Here is an 18,211-nt window from a genome sequence, read left to right as displayed (position 1 = left end):
TGGCCGCTATTGCGGATTGCTGCGGACGCTACGCTGCACATGCATCAGGCAGCTCCCCGCCCAAACTCGCCATCAACCACTCTCCCTGCCTTCGCGTTCGGCTTCCTCTTCCTCCTGCTCCCGCGCCAGGGCCGCGTTCTTCATGTCAGGCGGCAGGACCTTGTCCAGGATCGCCTGTGTCTTGCGCAGGACGGTGATCGTGTTGCGTAGCTCATCGAGCTTGGCGCCGCGTCGGCTTTTCAGCCAGCCCTCCATCATCGGAATGTCGGTCTGGTACTCGACCCAGATCTCGGCCCAGCGTTCGTAGAGCGCCTTCTCTTCCTTCGTGGCCGGCCCCGCGATGCGCGCGGTGCCGGTCGTCATGTCGAGAAGCACGTGATCTGGGTGAGGAATCGGATCGGGCAGATCGGTGATCCCGTGGCGCTTACGGCGGGCCAGTTCGTGTTCCCATTCATCCTTGTAGCCCACCGCGCTGGCGAACCACTCCTTGTTGAGCATGAAGTTCGCGCTCTCGACCTCGCCCACCAGCTGAGCAAAGAGCCGCTGCGAGAAGTGCTTGCCCTTCACCGCGTTGTGGGCGATGGCCCGCATCACCGCCTTGGCCATCGGCACCGTCAGGCTGCGATCGCCCTCGCGGATCTCGATGCCGCGATAGGCTTCGTCGAGGATGATCCCCTTCAGGCGCTCCTCGTGCAGGGCAGGGCGGTTGTTCTTCGACCCTTTCGGGCGACCGCGCGGATTGCCGGACTGGCCTTTCCTGAAGCGGGTGGCCTCCGGCGGCTTGGCGTAACCGACCTCGTAGCCGGTCTCGCGCGGCGGCAGGGCGCCCAGGGTCTTGCGACGATCCTTGCTCATTCTGCCGCCTCGATCTGCTGTTCCGCCTCGGGCGGCTGCCATCCGCAGGCGAGCTGGACCGCCTCGTCGTGGGTCAGCGTCTCCCACCGCGCGAGATGACAGTCACAATATTCCGGATCGATCTCGCAGACCCTCGCGCGGCGGCCGGTCTTTTCGGCCGCGATCAGGGTCGAGCCGGATCCGCCGAAGAGATCGAGGACGATCTCGCCGCGTCCGGAGCAATCGCGGATCGCATCGGCGATCATCTGCACCGGCTTGACGGTCGGATGCATCGCGAGCTCCTCCATCCGACCGGCGCCGCGGCTGTTCACGCCGCGGTATTGCCAGACGTTGGTCCGGTAGCGGCCGTTCTGGCCCAGCTCGAAGCTGTTCACATGCGGGGCGTCGCCCTTCTTGAAAGCGAAGATCAACTCGTGGCGCGAGCGGTAGAACGTGCCCATCCCACCATTGTCCTTCACCCAGACGATCAGGTTCTTCAGCGCGTCGTAGACCGCTTCGCCGGCCTCCATCAGTTCGCGCATGTGGCGCCAGTCCATGCACACGAAGTGGATCGAGCCGTCGAGTGCATGATCGGCGTGGTTCTGCAGCGCCCGGGTCAGGAAGGCGGTGAACTCGGGCTGGCTCATCTCGCCCGAGGCCATGGCGAACTCGCGATGCGTGATGCTGCCCGAGCCGCAGACATGGCCGTCGATCGGAACGTTGTAAGGCGGATCGGTGAAGACCATCCGCGCGCTCTCGCCTCCCATGAGGTGCCGGACGGTTTCGGGATCGAGACTGTCGCCGCAGATCAGCCGATGGGAGCCAAGCTGCCAGAGGTCACCCGGCCTGACCCGGGCCGGGACCTTGTCCGGCACCGCGTCATCGGCGGGATCGCCATCCTCCTCCGGTGCCAGCCCGTCGATCAGCCGATCCACCTCGGCAACCTCGAAGCCGATCACCCCGATGTCGAAGTCGAGATCGCTGGCCAGCAGACCCTCGAGCTCCTCGGCCAGGATCGTATCGTCCCAGCCGGCGTTCAGCGCCAGCTTGTTATCGGCGATGACATAGGCCCGGCGCTGCTCGGGCGTCATGTGTTCAAGGCGGATGCAGGGGACCGTCGCCATCCCCAGGCTGATCGCCGCCGTGACACGTCCGTGGCCCGCGAGGATCCGGTTCTCGGCGTCGATGAGGATGGGGTTGGTGAAGCCGAAGGTCTTGATGCTGTCAGCGATCTGGCGGATCTGCTTTTTCGAGTGGGTGCGTGCGTTGCGCGCCCAGGGCGTCAAGCCACCCGGGTGGAGATGTTCGATTTGAATAGGCATGGCAGCTCTGTCCCGTATTCGTTGCAATCTGCGGCAGTCGTAACTTCCGTCGTTTGTAAGATAAGTCTTACGCTGGACGTTCTCAAGACCTGCTGGTACGGTCCCGTCAGATCCGTCTGACTGGCGGTCAAACGAACGGTCTGGGAGAGCGGGATGGAGATCGGGGAGAGGTTGTTCGCGTTGCGCAGGCAGGCTGGCGAGTCGCTTCAGCAGGTCGCTGACGGCGTCGGTGTCTCCAAGGCGCATATCTGGGAACTGGAGAAGGGGCGGTCCAACAATCCGTCCTTTGATCTCGTGCGCAAGATCGCGGCGCATTTTGGCGTGACGACGGACGCGCTCGCAGGCGAGCAGGGCCTGCCCGGTCCTGAGGAGCAACGCATCGGGCGTCTTCACCGGGATCTGAGAGATCTGGAGGACGAGGATCTCAAGCTGGTTGAGGATATGATCGTCTCGCTGCAGGCACGAACGGCGCGTCTCCGCGCGAATGGCTAGGACGCCGTCGCTCCGGATCGACCTCGCCGACATCGCCGATCCTGCGCAATTGGCAGAGGCCGTGCTTGCCCTGTCTGATGCCACGCCAGGCGCCGCCACCCCGATCAACGCGATTGCCCTCGCTCTTGATATCCTTGAGGTGAAGCGCGCGCCGCTCAGGCGCACCGAAGGTATCCTGCTGACCGACAAAGTCCGGACGGTCGGGTCGATCCTTGCCAACGATTGCCATGGCCACGAGGGCCGAATCCGGTTCACGATCGCCCATGAGCTCGGACACTTCCTGCTCGAGCACCACGGGCTGGAAACCACCGAAGGCTTCGCCTGCACGGCCGGCGACATGGCCCTTGATCGTGGAGGCGACCGTCACGCGCTGCAGGAGAGGGAGGCCAATCGTTTCGCAATCGAGGTGCTCGCGCCCCGTAAGCGGCTGTCTCCGGTGCTTGAAGAGGATCCAGATCTGAGAGTCGCGCACAGGCTCGCGCAGGATCTGGTCGTCAGCCGCGAAGCCTTGCTTCGAAGGATGGTCGATCTCCATTCCGAGCCCCTGGCGGTCATCTTCGCGCACAACGGCAGGATCCGCTTCGCTCCGCGCCATCCGGCCTTCCCCTGGCTCCACGGGGTGAAGGGTTCGCCGCTGCCGCTCATGGATGACGCAGAAGACGTTGCCGGTGTATCGTCTGGGTCCGGTTGGATCGAGGCTCCTCCGGGACGCTGGTGCGATCGGCACCCGGGGGGTATTTTTCAGCAGGTTCATACCGGCCGGGATGGCTACACGACTGTGCTTCTGTGGCACAGGACCTGATCTGAGGATCGGCGGACCGTCACAGCAGTATGCCGTTCATCGAGGTCGCGGAACCGGACGGGACTATAAAACTCGTCCACATTTGCAAACCGCCCGGTCGCCCCCCTTATCGCTTTGATTGATCGGTCAGTCAGCGTGTCTTTTTGTACATATTGTAGGGCCGCAAGGCTCTTATGAGGCCCGGGAATGTTGGTGTCCGGCGCCTCTCGCCGATCGGTCTATCCCGCGTCATCATCGTAGCTTCTCACTGGACTTCGTGGCCGCAACGAGCGTCACTGAGACGAGCCCGAACCGTCCGGGCTCGTCTCGGTAGCAGCGCCCGGATGCTCCGGCCCGCTGAACACCGGGAGGCGAGATGGCCGGACGAACACCAGGATCCGGATCAGGCGCGACGACGATCGATGATGTTGCGCAGGCCTCGCGGGACGAGTTGCGGCGAATCTGGACCGCGCTTTTCGACCGCCCGGTGCCACCCTCGATCAGCCAACCGCTCCTGCGCCGCATCCTCACCTTCGAGATCCAGCTGCGTGCCGCCGGCGGCTGGCCTTCGGGTGTCGAGCGTGAGATCCGGCGCTCGGCGCGGCCCGAGCGTCCTAGACACCGCTCACCCTCTCCCGGCGGCCGCCTGCTGCGCGACTGGAACGGCATCACCCATGTCGTCGAGATCGTGGCCGACGGCTATCTCTGGAACGACCGGTGCTGGCGCTCGCTCTCGGCCATCGCCCGCGAGATCACCGGCGCGCATTGGTCCGGGCCACGCTTCTTCGGGCTGGACGGTGCAGAGTCGAAAGAGAAGAGGGCAGCACGATGAGCGCGACTCCGATCCGCTGTGCGATCTATACCCGCAAGTCGAGCGAGGAGGGGCTCGAGCAGGGCTTCAACACCCTCGACGCACAGCACGAGGCCTGCGCCGCCTATATCGCCAGCCAGCGCCATGAGGGCTGGCGCCCGGTCCGCGAACGCTACGATGATGGCGGCTTCTCGGGCGGCAACACCGCCCGGCCCGCGCTGCAGCGCCTCCTGGCCGAGGTCGATGCCGGGCGCATCGGCATGATCGTCGTCTACAAGATCGACCGGCTGACCCGCTCGCTGGCAGACTTTGCCAAGCTGGTCGAGCGCCTGGAGGCGAAGGGCTGCTCCTTCGTCTCGGTGACCCAGGCCTTCAACACCTCGACCTCGATGGGCAGGCTGACGCTGAACGTGCTGCTGAGCTTCGCGCAGTTCGAGCGGGAGGTCGCGGGCGAACGGATCCGCGACAAGATCGCCGCCTCGAAGAAGCGCGGTCTCTGGATGGGGGGCACCCTGCCGCTCGGCTACGACCGCCATCCCGATCCGCACGAACAGGTGCTGGTGGTCAACGAAGCGGAGGCAGGCCGTGTCCGACGGCTCTTCGATCTCTACGAAGAACTGGGCTGCCTCTCTGCGCTGACCGCCCGGGTCACCGAGTTGGATCTGCGATCGAAGTCGCGCCCGGCACGAGACGGGCGCGAGATCGGCAACCGGTTGCTGGGCCGGGGACAACTGCACTACCTGCTCACCAACCCGGTCTATCGCGGGCGGACCCGGCACGGTGACCGCGAACACGAGGGTCAGCACCCCGCGATCATCGACGAGTTGCAGTGGTCACGGGTGCAGGAGAGGCTGATCGCGACCTCGGCCCGCAAGCGGGGGCAGGCGGCACTGCCGGACAGTGCGGTCCTGGCCGGCAAGCTGGTCGATGAGACCGGAGATCGGCTGACCCCGACCCATACACGGAAGGGACAGCGGCGCTACCGCTACTATGTCTCGCATCGGATGATCGCGGGAACCGCGGATCCGACCGGCTGGCGCCTGCCGGCGGCGGCACTCGAGCAGGCACTCGCGCGGGGTGTCGCCGACCATCTGAGCACGCTTGCCGAGAGCCATATGCTGCTGGCACGACCAGATCTCGACCAGCATGCCGACCTGGTCGAGAGATTGCGAGCGCTGGCGCGTGCCGCACGGTCTGATGCACATTTGCTCGGCGTGATCAGCGCGGGTCAGGTCGGCCGGGACAGGATCCAGCTGACCCTTGATCGCAATGCATTGGCCGCTCTGCTCGGACTGAGCCCTGACGACCTCGCGGATGCTGCCCTCGCGTTCCCGGTGCGGATGTCACTCACGCGTCGCGGCATTGGCCGGCGGCTTGTCATCGGAGAGCGCCCGGCCGAGCCGGATCGCGCGCTGATCGAGCATCTGCGGCGCGCGCATCGCTGGCTCGAGGCGTTGAAGGCAGGTGTCGATATCGCCAGCCTCGCCAAGGCCGAAGCGGTCTCGGAAGGCTGCCTGCGCGTGCATTTGCAGCTAGCCTTCCTCGCGCCGGCGATCCAGCGTGCGATCCTGAGTGGCACGCAGCCCGAGGGGCTCACGCTGCATCGCCTGACCAGGCCCGAAATGCCCTCCGACTGGCAGGCCCAGTACCAGCGCACCGGCCTCCAGCCCTGATTGCACAGGGCGGAGCACGGTCCCTGTTTTCCGCAGATATCTTCGCTGTTCCTGTGAATTCTTTCCCTGTTAGCTGGGAATTGTTTCCCTGTTCCTTGATGCAGGGAATGAGGGTGCAACGCATTGATGTTGCGTTGGATTCAGGGATCAAGTCGATCCCAGGCGTCAATCTGGCGCATAGTTTCCCTGTAGATTCCCTGTAAACAGGATCCGGCCGCGAAACCGCACGACCGAAATCGGCGCCTGAGACCAGGCTGCCGAAATCAGGGAATGGGGCGATGTCGATGCGTCTCAGTCGCGCGCAGGCGATTTCAACGCGCGGAAATCGCGGCAGAAAATACGCGTCGTCCGTGAGAGACTGGAATTTCAGGAATGACTGGCTGTGCTGTCAGTTTAATGCGAACTCGTCTCAGTGATCGAGGCGCGGCGCAGCCTCAGGCTGCAGCCAACTGACGCCACTCGTCGAGAGCGGCGGTGCGGTTCAACTTGAAGTGCTCGCGTTTCGAGAGGCTGCGGTCGTGATTGAAGTGGTTGGAGACGGACGCGTGGACGGCGACGAACTTCTGCAGGCTTCGCATGCGGCGGAACCGCAGCATCGCCCGCTCTCGCCTTCGAAACGGTAGGTGAGAGTTCTCGGCGCGATTGTTCAGATGCCGCGCGGTCTGCTGGAGCTCAGGGGCGCCAATTTCACGGAGCGCCGCGCCATAAGAGCGGAGCCTGTCCGTCACAATGCTCTCTGGACGCCCGTAGCGTCTCATCAGCTTCTTCAGGAACTTCAGCGCTGCCTGGCGGTCGCGTGTCTTACTGACGAATGCCTCCAGGACTTCACCTTCGTAGTCCACCGCGCGCCACAGATAGTGCTGTTTTCCGCGGATCTTGACGAAGACCTCGTCCAGGTGCCAGCGCCATTGCCGACCGGCGCGTAGTCGTGAGGCGCGCTTTCGGCGGATGTCAGCCGCGAAAACGGGGCCGAAACGCATCCACCACTGTCGGATCGTCTCGTGACAGATGTCGATACCGCGCTCGTGGAGCAGTTCCTCTACATTCCGGAGGCTGAGCGGGAAGCGGACATAGAGCATGACCGCTAGGCGGATCACCTCGGGAGAGGTCTTGAAGTAGCGGAAAGGCGAGCGATGAGACATGCCAGGCAGGGTAGGGGGCGTCAATGCGGTAGGGCAAGGATGGTTTAGCTAACAGAGCCAGGATGATTTAGCTGACAGTGCCCCTCCGCCGTACAAGGCCTCGGGTGATACCGAACGCCTTCTCCCAGACGACATGGATCGCCACTCCTCCCATAATTGCGAGTGCGAAACCTAACGCGCTGGGGTCGATCGAAGGAGGCAGCAGATCAGCGATGACTGATTTAAACTGGAAGTGTGTGAGGTAAATAAAAAGTGAACCGGCAGCGACCCGCGTCACTGCGATCGCCAGGATCGTTGGCATCGGTAGCCGCGAGACCGTCAGGATAATAACAAATGCGGCGGTGGTCAGAGGGCGAGGGGTCCCGTGGACGAACGTGTCGAGACCAAGGACACCGGCGACAAGGAGCGTGGCGATCAGTTGCTGGCGTCCGGTTGTGGCCTGGGCGAGGCACCAGCCGAGAACTACGAGCCAGAGTTTCTCGTGCACCACCCGGTCAAAAAGAGAGCTCGTGTCCCAAATAGCCCCTAGCGCGTAGCGAAGTGCGACGCTGGCCACCACTGCAAGACAGGCGCATTCGAAGGGTTTGCTGCGGATCGCGCGCCGGCTGGGCGGGAAGGCTAGCACGGCGGCCAGCACGAGCAGACATTGGACCAAGACGTCGACGAACCAAAAGCTGAAGCCCGAGACGACGTGCGGCCCGAGCATGTTTCCGAGAAGCAGAAGGGTCAGGGGCTCGGGCGTCGTGAAGACCGTTTGCAGAAGGAGTGAGTAGAGGATCGTAGGCAAGGCGATGAGGGAGACGAGGCTGATGATCGGCCCGACCCCGTCCCGTCGCAGGATGGCTGGCATCTGGAATCGGCCAAAGCTGTGCCCGGCGATGAAGAAGAGCGCGGAGGTTGCGCCGCCGAACGCGATCAGGCCGAAATGCCCCGCCACGACTGCGGCGATCGAGATGGCGCGCATCAGTACCGGGGTCTCGACCATGCGAAAGTGGCGGGGCCAACCCATGCCTAGCGGCCCAACCCTGTTGACCTTGGACACCTCGCCGAGTTCGGCGAGTGCGTGCAGCGGCCTTGTCTCCCAGTTCTTGGGCAGCGCGCCGAGGTGTGCCTCCAGGGCAAGGGAGACGGAAAGGTAGCTGAGCGAATCCACGTCCAGGTCGTGCACGCGGGCCGCGGGTGACACGGTCTGTCGCCCCAAGACCTGAGCCACCATGGCCGCCAGTTCCTGGGCTCTCTCGGAATAGCCGTGGGCGTCGTCGGGCCGGTCGGTCGGCTCCGCTTCGACTTGCATATCCGGGCCGGGGAGGGCGGCGCGATCAATCTTTCCGTTGGGTGTGATCGGGAGACGGTCAATTAGAAGGACCGCGCGGGGAACCATGGCCGCGGGAAGGTTGCGGCGACAACTTTCTAGGAGCTCGGCACCGGTTGGCAACGCCCGATCCGGTTCAGCCGTTGAGGGCACCACGTAGGCCACGAGCTCAGTATCGCCGGTCGCGCCGGGCCTGGCGATCGTTATCGCTTGTGAAATCTCGGTATGGCTCTCCAGATGACGCGAAATCTCGGCGGGTTCGACCCGGAAACCCCGGATCTTCACTTGGTCATCCGCTCTTCCGAGCAAGAAGATTTCGCCGGAAGGTATGCGCAGCCCCAGATCGCCGGTACGATGCCGTCGGGGTAGGCCAGTTCCGAGCGATATCGAGGGCAACCTGCCGTCAGCAGCATTATAATAGCCTAAGGCTAGATCGTCGCCCTCGACGACGATCTCTGCCGGCTCGCCGGGGGCGGCAGGCTGACCATCGCGCTCCAGCACCAATCTACGAGATCCCGCGCTCGTCCCGATTGGGCAGACATCCCAATCGCACGAGGGCGACCCCTGATCAGTTGCCTCGCTGCCCAGCTGCGTTCCGGAGAGATCATAGAGGCTTGCGGCTTGCGGTGTCTCGGTGGCGCCGTAGAGGTTAGACACAGCCGCAATCGGTGCGAGGGCGCGGATCGTAGAAACGACGTCAGTCCCAAGCATGTCACCACCGAATGTCACGTGACGGAGGGAAGGTAGCGTCCGCCCCCCCGCGCCAAACCCGATCACCCGGGCCATTTGCGGCGTCAGGTTCAGCAGTGTCGGTCGGGCTGCAGCGAGCCAATCGAAGAGTTCATAGGGATTGCGACGCGTCTCCTCGGACGGCACATGCAGCGTGGCGCCGGAAGTGAGAGGCAGCAGCAGGTCGCGCAGCATGGGATCGTGCCCTAGTCCGCCGAGGAGGGCGAACCGATCGTCGTGCGTGATCGTCCGCTCTTCGCGGGTCCGGTTGAGAAAGCGATGAAGTCCCCGTCCGTCCGCGACGACGCACTTGGGGCGACCAGTGGTTCCGGAGGTAAAAAGGGCATAGCGTGCCGCACGCGGTAGCGGTGTGATGGGTGCCGAGGTTCCGGCCTCGACTAGGCTAACGCGACCCGAGGCGAGCTCGATCCTGGAGCAGGGTGCGGGGCTCGCACGCCCCGGCCCATCGGAGTCTTCGATCGGGCGAAGCCTCAGCGTCGGGCGCAGGGCGTCGTCCATCGCCGTTCGCCGATTAGCGGGATAGTCAGGGTCGTAGACAGCGAAGACCATGCCGACACGGTCGGCGGCGAGAATAGCGGTCGCGATAGCGGGTCCGCGGGGCAGTTCGATAGCAAGGGCTTGCCCCGACTGGGCACCGTGCACAACCAGTTCCTTTGCCAGTGCGTCAACGTCGCGCATCAGAGCGCCGTAGCTCAGTTCTCCATCAGTCGCGACGATCGCGCACCGATCGGGTGCGTCTCGGGCAATTTGTGCGACGTGATCGCTCAGCGATTGGTCCGGCTCGGCCTCGGGAGCGCAAGTTGTGATATCTAGGCGTGCCCCAGGCAGCTCGATCTCGCGCAACGCTTGCGGATTCGTCAACACTTCGCCTTCGAGAAGTGCGGCGACGTGATCGAGTACCACCTCTGCACGCCAGCCGTGCAAACGCGTCGCGGGGTATGAAAGGCTGAGCCTGAGCCCCTCTTCCGTTCTTAGTGCGTGCAAGTTCAGGTCGAAGTCGGATTGCCAACCCACACGCCGATCTCCGGGAAGGCGTACTCCCTCGATTTCGAGAGCTTCAACGCGCGGATACCAATTGATACCATACCGGGGGTGAACGCCCGTTTCGCGGATTATCTCGTGGTAGGGCATTGCTTCATGCTGCAGTGCCGATCGGACGGCATGGCGCACAGCACGGGCATGATCCGCAAACGAGGCGTTGGGATCGGGGTGAATAAGTGTTGGCAACGCATTTGAGAAAACACCGACCTCGAATTGACGCTCAGGATGAGCCCGTCGGCCCGCACTCTGGAAAGTGGCACAGGCGGCGGACCGTCCGGTCTGCCGGGAGAGGACGAGCAGGTAGGCCGCGAACGTCGCTTCGAACGTGGTCACTCCGGCCGTCCGGGCCGCGGCGCTCAACCTCTTCAGGCTGGCCGGATCGAGCAACCGACAAAGCTCGTTCCGCGTGCCCGTCTCGTTCTCGGGGGCGGGGCGGCGGGGCCAGAGCCCCCCGGCGTCATCGGCCTTCGCTAGCGCCTGCCGCCAGTAAGTAAGATCCGAGGCAGTCGCAGGATCGGCACGAATGTGGCTGGTGTCGCCCGTTGCGGTCGAAAGCGCGCGGCTCGCGCCGTTCTGGCGGCGCGTGTTGTAGGCGGCGGAGATCCGGTCAACGATGAGACCAAGGCTCACGGCATCGGCGACCGCGTGGTGAAGCGCCAGCGTCAGAAGGTGCCCTCCGGTACTCAAGTATGCGATGTGAAGCTTGCAAGGTGCTTCTTTAAGCGGACCGGGTCCGCCGTGCACGAAGAGAGTCGCATCGGCGACGGCCTGCGCCTCATCTTGGGCGGAAATTTGGCGAAAGAAGAGCGCTCGAGCCCCGACGGGGCGCCATGTGAACCGCCCCGACCCCTGATGCTCGAACGCGGCGTCGAGCCCCCCAGTGTTTGCGACTATCAGTTCTATCGATCGACGGAGGCAGGAAACGGAAACGTCCGCGGGGAGTTGGAAAGTAAGAGGAAGATAATAACTTTGTTGACCACCTAGTGAGGCAAGAAGATAGCGCTCTTGGTTGGGAGAACACGGAACACTGCTCGAACTAGAAAAAATATTACCCAGCAATAAAATTAACCCGATGATAAATCGTAACTTTTATTTAATGGTAAAGGACAGCTATCACAAGTGCAGCTGTGAATAAGTGGGCGAGCAATGCTGCGGCGGACCTAACCAAATTAGCGATTCGAGCGATGCACAATGATGCAATGTGTCCATCTCCTGACAATTGACTGCTCGCGAGAGCCCATCGAGATAGGAAAACCTCGTGTCTCACGATCGATGGCATAATGAAGGGAGCATAGTCTTTTTGACATCGTCCGCCCTATCTTTCTCAACTTCACTCTTAGGTTGGTATTGATGCGTAAGTAACCCCAAAACTGTGCTGTCAGTCTATTGCAAGCTCTCTTCGGTGATCGAGGCGCGGCCTAGCCTCAGGCTGCAGCCAACAGGCGCCACTCGTCGAGAGCGGCGGCTCGGTTCATCTTGAAGTGCTAGCATTTCGAGAGGCTGCGGTCGCCGTTGAAGTGGTTGGAGACGGACGCGTGGACAGCGACGAACGTCTGCAGGCTTCGCATGCGCCGTAACCTGAGTATGGCCCGCTCCCGACCGCATCTTGACCTGCGCCAAGGTCAACACCGCCCGCAACCGCCGCTGGCATGAAGTCGCCGGACTGGTCCTCGTCCGCCAGCGGCCAGGCTCGGCCAAGGGGGTGATGTTCATCACGCTCGAGGACGAGACCGGCATCGCCAATCTTGTCGTCTGGCCCAAGGTCTTTGAGGCTCACCGCCGCATCATCCTCGGCGCTAGCATGATCGCCGTGCGCGGCCCGGTCAAGCGCGAGGGCGAGGTCGTCCATCTCGTCACCCACCAGATCACCGACCTCTCCCGCGATCTTGCCGGCATCGGCGAGCAGGACGCCGACTTCCCGCTGCCGCACGGACGCGGCGACGAGTTCCACCGCGGCCCGAACGGCCCCGACCCGCGCGATGCCGCGCCAAAGGGGTTGCGCACGCGGGACATGTATATCCGCGACCGGCATCTGGATAGCATCAGGGTGAAGACGCGGGATTTTCGGTGAAGCCGTCAATGACGGTGTGCTGCTCGGAATGGTCGCTGCCGATGACGCGAGGGCAGGGTGCTTACGTCCAGCCTTCCAGCACCCCATGTATTGAAAGCGAGATTTCCGAATTACGGTCCAAGTCCGAACTGCGGGTGAAGCCTCATCTCGCCCAATTCTGCAAACGTCCGTTGCAGCTAACGGTCGAACCGGCAGATCAGGAAACCGCGACCAGTTTTTTGAAATCGGTCTCGCGGATGATGCGCAGCCGCTGGCCTGCCTCAATCAATTGCTCAGCCTTCCTGTGCTTCGACGACTTGTCGTGACCGGCGAGCCTCGCCACGTCCATATCGCCGACAATCAGCATGGTCGTTTTTGCAGTGACGTTGTTCGCTACTTCGCAGCCTACGGACGCTGCAAGGTCAGCCGCCTCGCGGCGCGGTATTTCGAGGGCACCCGTAAACACGGCCACCTCACCGGCAAATGCTCCATTAGGGTTGCCATCGCGCTTAATCGCTTTGGACGCGCTCGATGACGGGTCGATGGGTTGAAGAACCCTCTTCTGCAGCGCCTGAAGATCGAGGCCGCTCTTTTCCATCGCGGCGAGAATGATCCATCCTGCCGCCTTGGCGTCTTCAAGTGCGTTGTGGTGGTTGAAGGTGTGTCCGATCATCTTGCAGACCTTTGCAAGACCGTAGCCTGACTTCGCACATTCCGCCCATGTCCTTCGGGCAACGCGCGCAGAGTCGAGCCAGGTGCAAGACGGGGCCGCGATTGCCCAGCGAGCCGCTGCCTGATGCATCGCAACTCGGTCGAAATGCGTGTGGGTCACAACAACTTGCGATTCGAGGAATTGCTCGATTTCAGAGGCGACATCGCCGAAAGTCGGTGCGCCATAAACATCGATACTCTTGATACTGTGTATCGACGTGTTGACGGGGTCGAAGAAGTCTTGCGGGTCGATGAGTGAATACCATTCAGCTGCGAGCGCGCCATTCTCAAAAGCGGCAACACCGATCGAGCAGATTGATGCCATATTGGCATTTGCGGTTTCCACGTCGACAGCAACGAATCTCATGACAGCACCGATCGCTTGAGAAGTCATCGCTCAGACTAGCGAGACGGGTATGATCTGCCAACGCTAGCAGCCGAGCCGCCAAATTTGTAGCTATGGAGATCGGTCGAGTGAACCTTCACACCATAATAATGCGTCTGATCAAACGTCGGATGCAGCCCGGTATCGACGCAAGCCCAATCACCTAGCACTAAAGCGTACAGGCCTTAGCTACCGTTCGCCGGTCGGTCGGTTGTCGCGCCTTCAACGAATTGGACGGCAACGCATCGCGCACCATTTCTACCGCCCAGACGACCACAATGCGGACGAAGCTGCCGCTGCTAGACAAGCCTCTTCTCAAAGTAGACGCGGTTGAAGCCGTCTTCGGCGTGACGAGCTACTTCGGCATAACCAAGTCTTGGGTAGATCAACAGGTTCTCGGTCATCTTCTCGTTTGTGTAGAGATGAACGGCTGCAAGGCCCCTTTCTTGTGCTGCCTGTTCACAAAATTGGACAAGCTGCTTTCCGACGCCACGCCCAGCTGCCCTGGGATGGACCGCAATATTCTCCAGAAGCACATGCTCTTTCTCGGCATAGAAAACGATGAATCCTTGGAATTGGTCTTGGTCATCCGCCGCAATGAAGACATCTCCGGCCGCGATCTGGCTGGCGAAGTCAGCGACCATAGGCGCGGGCTTTCGCCCTATCAGCTGCACATCGCGCATACGCCTGTTCAGCGCAGTCGCTGATTTCCGCTTCATCATGAGCCACGGCCTGCCGGATCATCTCGCCCTCCTGAGCTACAGAGGACGCCGATACTCTGCTATGAGGACATCCTAAGCAATGACCGCAAAGGGCCCCAAACGGACTTAAGACAGTGCAGCGCCAACGACTTCCGAGTTGTCAGTCTAGCCGTCGTTCTCGGCCCATAGCGGACGGTCAGGTGTGCAGTTATGCCGCAGCGCGGCTGTCCCAGACCGGTCCTTCATACATGCTCGAGCTCGATAGACTTCAGAGGACCGAGCTCTACTTGTATAAGCGTCAAACCAACCTCGAGCGTCATACCAACCCTCAGCTGTGAAGGAGACTGATGACCACCGACAATCTGGCCTGGCATTGAGAGTGCTGTGACCCCCGATTTTTCGTCCATCTGCTGATAGAGTTCGGCCCAATAAGAGGAAGATGAAAAGATCGAATTTCAGCGAAGAGCAGATCATCGCGACTCTGCGGGAGCAGGAAGCGGGCGCGAAGACTGCTGACGCAAGCGAACCGAGCGCATCTATCGCGAGGAGAGATTGTCGGTGAGGCGCAGGCGGGGACGCAAAAAGGCCACCGGCACGCGGGTACCGATCCTCGTGGTAGCGGTGCTGAACGCCCGCTGGGCGGTGGATTTCGTGCATGACCAGCCCATGTCCGGGCGGCGCCTGCGCATCCTGAACGTGATCGACGACGTCACCAAGGAATGCCTGGCGGCCGTCGTCGATACCTCCATCAGCGGGCGCAGAGTGGCTCGGGAGCTGTCTGGCCTCATTGCCACCCGCGGCTCGCCCGGCATGATCGTCAGCGACCACGGCACCGAGTTCACTTCGAACGCCATACTCGAATGGATGCAGAAGACTGGCGTGCCCTGGCACTTCATTGCGCCGGGAAAGCCGATGCAGGACGGGATCTGCGAAGCTTTCAATGGCAGAATGCGTGACGAACTCCTCAACGAAACCCTGTTCGTCAGCCTCGATCACGCTCGCGATGCGACCGCCTGTTGGGTAATCGATTACAACTCGTGCCGGCCACATTCAGCGCTCGGCTACAGGCCACCGGCGGCCTATGCCGCCAAGCTCACCGCAATGGACGATCCGCTGCGCGCAACTGAAACGCTGCGCGGATCGCCCATTGCTCCACCGGTGCACCCGCGCCAATCTGACCGCCGGGCTCCGGCTTCGGGTGGATGAAGATTGGGGGTCACAGCAATGCACGGAAAGGAACGTTGCATTTACACCATCTTCACTGAACGCCTTTGGCGATCCTTGGAGAATGAATGCGTCTAGCTACACGCTTGGGAAACCGGATTCTAGGCCAAGGATCGTATCGGGCTACTGGATTACCATCTACTTATCACCGTCGCCGACTGACTGCCTACTGCGGACAACCGACCGTCGTGGTCGACTTCAATACTGTCGAAACCGATTAGCAGGTGGAGGCAATAGCTGAAGTATCTCCGAAAACTGTCCAAGGATCGGGACGGAGCTCAGTCTGTGAGCCCGCTCCGAAAGGCAGTGCCCGACGCAATGCTTCGTCCCGCGTCCCGGCTCTATATAAGACCGAGCAATCTAATTTTGGCATTGTGCGTTAATCAACTCGATGCCACTCGCGGACGCCTAAGACTTCGGCCGCTTGCCCGGTCTGAACCTTTGTGGAAGCTCATCACGCTGCGAACGCAGCCATGCACCTCATCGAACGCAGGTGTTGGATCACAACACAGCGCGGCCGTCTACCCATATCCGGGGATTCGCCGCCGTTCGGGGCGTCATTATTTTTGCGATGCTTTCAACATTTGAGACAACCTGTGCATGGCCGTGGTTAGCTGCAGCATGATCCGCCTTAACCGTGGCTCTAGCGCCACTTCAACCAAGAATTGACCGAGCGAAGTGGCGCGGTCAAGCGCCAAGACAGGCTCGATTGGAGCGCGATACGGCGGGTGTTTTCAGTTCGAAGCTTCTTCTTCACCTGATCGAGCTTTGCATTGAGTATGCTTGCCTTTTCGACATGCCGCTTCACCACGAGCTTAAGCGTATCGACTTCCGCCCCTAACGAAACGATTTCCTCACGATCGACATCAATCTGCGTCTTCATGCGCAATGAAGCAGCGGCACATGTGTCGGCCTCGAGTCTCGCCTCCTCAGCAATTTCAGTTAATCTAATACGTTGAATCGAATTGAGCGTGATTTCCGCGCGAGCGTCCTCAAGTTGTGTTTGCAGTTTCCGCAGAAAAACGGCTCGGCCATTAACAGCCTCAGCAGCGCGAACAATTTGTTCGGACAGAACAGCTATTTCAGCTTCCTGTTTCCTTGTCTTGACTCTCAGGTCTTCCGTAGCCCCTTCAAGATTAGCGTTTTTTGCAGCGTAATCTTCTATTTGGGCGTTTGCAATATCGACCTCGTTTTGAAGAAGTTGTCTCTTAGACTGGCATTCATCTGCGGCCTTCTGAACTTCTGCCGCTTGATCAGCAAGAGCGATCCGCGCCGCGGCTTGCTCTACAGCCTCGCACCTGGCTTCCTCGGCAATTTGTGTCACTATTAGGCATTGCGCTGACTTGCGCCCGATCTCAGCCCGAGCGTCCTCAATCTCTCTCTGCAGGCTCCCAATTCGCTGGTCGTAGATAGCTTTTGACTGCTCCGTAGCTATCCTGATGTTGGAAAGCTCCACTTCCTGCGTTTCGATATGGGCTCTTGCTTCGGCAATAATTTTCCGGAGGCGAAGCAGTTCGGCTTCGCGTCCATCGTCGAGCTTCCTAGCTTGTGCCGCTTGGTCGAGCAGCCTTCTCCTCGCATCAGCGTGCTCTTGGGCCTTGGAGCTAGCTTCTTCGGTTAGCGTCGCAACGTGCGCTAGTAAGTCGTTTGTTTGTGACCGGCGATCATGGAGCTCGCTACCAAGTTGAGCACACCTACGACTCTGGCTGGCATAAGCTTTTTCGAGTTCACTTAAGCGCTTTTCAGCATCTTGGCGCGCTGTATCGGTATCACTAAGCAGAGTCTTATTTTTTGCGAGCAGTTTGATAGATGCATCACGTGAGGCAATTGCCTCAATCCCATGCCCCAGCCGGCGCAAAAGCGTTTGACCGGGGCGCGAAAGCATAGGTGCATCAAGGACGCTCCGGTTGCGCTGAAAAAGATCAATTCCCGAGCCCACGTCGATATATGTTGTTTGCCAGCTTCGCAATGCCCTGTGCAAAGCTCCTCCTTTATTCTGGTCGTCATCCGATCTTATCACCGCAAGAACGCCATCATCTGCGACGCTCGTCATCCACGCCGTGAGATCTAACTCCGAGAGAACTGCAGCTTTTACAGCATCGATGACCAACAAGTCTACGCAGCCCGGCTCAAGACGATTACGAAAGAATCCTTCGTCGCTGTAAGGGAGAATTGTAGTAGTGTCGCGGTAGAGTTGATCCAAATGTACTTTCAGAACCAACACCGACTTAGGTCCGTCCGATTCGCCTGCGACGCCGATCGCTTCTCCGTCAGAATCTAGCTTGTTCATGGCTTGCGCTACGGCAGCGAAAGCCTGCCCTTCGCCCAAACCCAGCACCACCGCTTTGTTGGGGCGCACCACACTTACAAGCCAGAAAATTGCTGGCGTAAGACAAAGGTTTGCTCCTTCAGTCATGAATCTAGGCTGCCATAAAATGGCACGGTTCTGCGCTGCCGTAATGTCGTCAGCTATTTTCTCATCAGCAACAAAAGAAAGCTCCCGGCTGTCTTGGCTCATCTATTATTGTCCATGTCTTTGTATCTCTGAAGTACAGCTTCGAGGGCGGGCTTATCGTAATGGGTAGGGCGCTCTGAATATGTGACTTGTCCTAATGCTTCAATCATCGGGCGCAGATCACCAAGAGTGATTAGCCCTGGAGCGATATCAAACATCGCCATTCGCCCGGCGATTTCCACAGGTTGGATGAAATCCTCAACGACGTGATAGGGCTTCCGGTCAACGTAGTCGTCGAATAGCACGCGCACTGGTCGCCGCACCATCGCAAGCGCGGCGAGCATGCACGCAGCACGGAATCGCCCATCGATGAGTATGACATCGGGGTGTTGCATGAAGGGTAATGACCAAACATCCAGCACGTAGCCCGAAAAACGAGGCCATGCCGCAGGGTTAGTTGGTCTGCCCCACTTCCCCGTCGGACCAATATCCGCGTAGATCACAGACACTATGCCAGGAAGGCTTTC

Annotated in this window: 13 protein-coding genes and 1 pseudogene; 6 read left to right on the top strand and 8 right to left on the bottom strand. The window is 60.9% G+C overall.

Going from position 1 to position 18,211, the window contains the following annotated elements; genetic code table 11:
* Positions 1 to 72: 72 nt before the first annotated feature.
* Positions 73 to 855 carry a DUF5681 domain-containing protein gene (locus MLD63_RS07000; RefSeq protein WP_255329150.1) on the bottom strand — a complete coding sequence of 261 codons (783 nt, stop codon included), beginning with the start codon at positions 853 to 855 and terminating at the stop codon, positions 73 to 75.
* Positions 852 to 2,156: a site-specific DNA-methyltransferase gene (locus tag MLD63_RS06995; RefSeq protein ID WP_255329149.1), complete on the bottom strand. Its 1,305-nt coding sequence runs from the start codon at positions 2,154 to 2,156 to the stop codon at positions 852 to 854. Before MLD63_RS06995 ends, MLD63_RS07000 begins: the two co-directional genes overlap by 4 nt.
* Before the next feature lie 153 nt (positions 2,157 to 2,309).
* Between MLD63_RS06995 and MLD63_RS06990 the strand changes: the two genes are divergently transcribed.
* The 4 genes from MLD63_RS06990 to MLD63_RS06975 all read left to right on the top strand — a co-directional run bounded on the left by MLD63_RS06990 (position 2,310) and on the right by MLD63_RS06975 (position 5,913).
* Positions 2,310 to 2,648, top strand: a complete 339-nt coding sequence (locus MLD63_RS06990; protein ID WP_255329148.1) for a helix-turn-helix domain-containing protein — start codon at positions 2,310 to 2,312, stop codon at positions 2,646 to 2,648.
* On the top strand, positions 2,641 to 3,450 hold the full coding sequence (locus MLD63_RS06985) for an ImmA/IrrE family metallo-endopeptidase (protein WP_255329147.1): 810 nt from the start codon (positions 2,641 to 2,643) through the stop codon (positions 3,448 to 3,450). Before MLD63_RS06990 ends, MLD63_RS06985 begins: the two co-directional genes overlap by 8 nt.
* 355 nt (positions 3,451 to 3,805) lie before the next feature.
* Positions 3,806 to 4,261, top strand: coding sequence for a DUF2924 domain-containing protein (locus tag MLD63_RS06980; protein ID WP_255329146.1), 456 nt, complete (start codon positions 3,806 to 3,808; stop codon positions 4,259 to 4,261).
* Positions 4,258 to 5,913 (top strand): recombinase family protein, encoded by a 1,656-nt coding sequence (locus tag MLD63_RS06975; protein WP_255329145.1) that lies wholly within the window; start codon positions 4,258 to 4,260, stop codon positions 5,911 to 5,913. Before MLD63_RS06980 ends, MLD63_RS06975 begins: the two co-directional genes overlap by 4 nt.
* Before the next feature lie 434 nt (positions 5,914 to 6,347).
* Here the strand turns inward: MLD63_RS06975 and MLD63_RS06970 are convergent, their stop codons facing one another.
* Together MLD63_RS06970 and MLD63_RS06965 are read right to left on the bottom strand one after the other, a co-directional pair.
* The gene (locus MLD63_RS06970; RefSeq protein ID WP_255329144.1) at positions 6,348 to 7,055 is read right to left on the bottom strand and encodes an IS6 family transposase; all 708 of its coding nucleotides are present in this window, start codon (positions 7,053 to 7,055) and stop codon (positions 6,348 to 6,350) included.
* 67 nt (positions 7,056 to 7,122) lie between these two features.
* Entirely contained in the window at positions 7,123 to 11,217 is a 4,095-nt protein-coding gene (locus MLD63_RS06965) for an AMP-binding protein (RefSeq protein WP_255329143.1), read from the bottom strand.
* A 646-nt stretch (positions 11,218 to 11,863) separates the two neighbouring features.
* Here MLD63_RS06965 and MLD63_RS06960 point away from each other — a divergent pair.
* The gene (locus MLD63_RS06960) at positions 11,864 to 12,229 is read left to right on the top strand and encodes an OB-fold nucleic acid binding domain-containing protein (RefSeq protein ID WP_439957637.1); all 366 of its coding nucleotides are present in this window, start codon (positions 11,864 to 11,866) and stop codon (positions 12,227 to 12,229) included.
* A 196-nt stretch (positions 12,230 to 12,425) separates the two neighbouring features.
* Here the strand turns inward: MLD63_RS06960 and MLD63_RS06955 are convergent, their stop codons facing one another.
* Entirely contained in the window at positions 12,426 to 13,313 is an 888-nt protein-coding gene (locus MLD63_RS06955) for an exonuclease domain-containing protein (RefSeq protein WP_255329141.1), read from the bottom strand.
* Between the two features lie 290 nt (positions 13,314 to 13,603).
* Entirely contained in the window at positions 13,604 to 13,948 is a 345-nt protein-coding gene (locus MLD63_RS06950) for a GNAT family N-acetyltransferase (protein WP_255329529.1), read from the bottom strand.
* Between the two features lie 576 nt (positions 13,949 to 14,524).
* Between MLD63_RS06950 and MLD63_RS06945 the strand changes: the two are divergent.
* Positions 14,525 to 15,211: pseudogene (locus tag MLD63_RS06945) on the top strand (integrase core domain-containing protein); the annotation flags it as partial.
* A 661-nt stretch (positions 15,212 to 15,872) separates the two neighbouring features.
* Here the strand turns inward: MLD63_RS06945 and MLD63_RS06940 are convergent.
* Positions 15,873 to 17,747 (bottom strand): coiled-coil domain-containing protein, encoded by a 1,875-nt coding sequence (locus MLD63_RS06940; protein ID WP_255329140.1) that lies wholly within the window; start codon positions 17,745 to 17,747, stop codon positions 15,873 to 15,875.
* Complete coding sequence (locus MLD63_RS06935; RefSeq protein ID WP_255329139.1) at positions 17,744 to 18,187, bottom strand: hypothetical protein; 444 nt, start codon at positions 18,185 to 18,187, stop codon at positions 17,744 to 17,746. Before MLD63_RS06935 ends, MLD63_RS06940 begins: the two co-directional genes overlap by 4 nt.
* Between the last annotated feature and the right edge of the window lie 24 nt (positions 18,188 to 18,211).

This window comes from Paracoccus albicereus (assembly GCF_024359525.1).
Taxonomy (GTDB): domain Bacteria; phylum Pseudomonadota; class Alphaproteobacteria; order Rhodobacterales; family Rhodobacteraceae; genus Paracoccus; species Paracoccus albicereus.
This window is presented reverse-complemented; position numbering and strand designations above follow the sequence as displayed.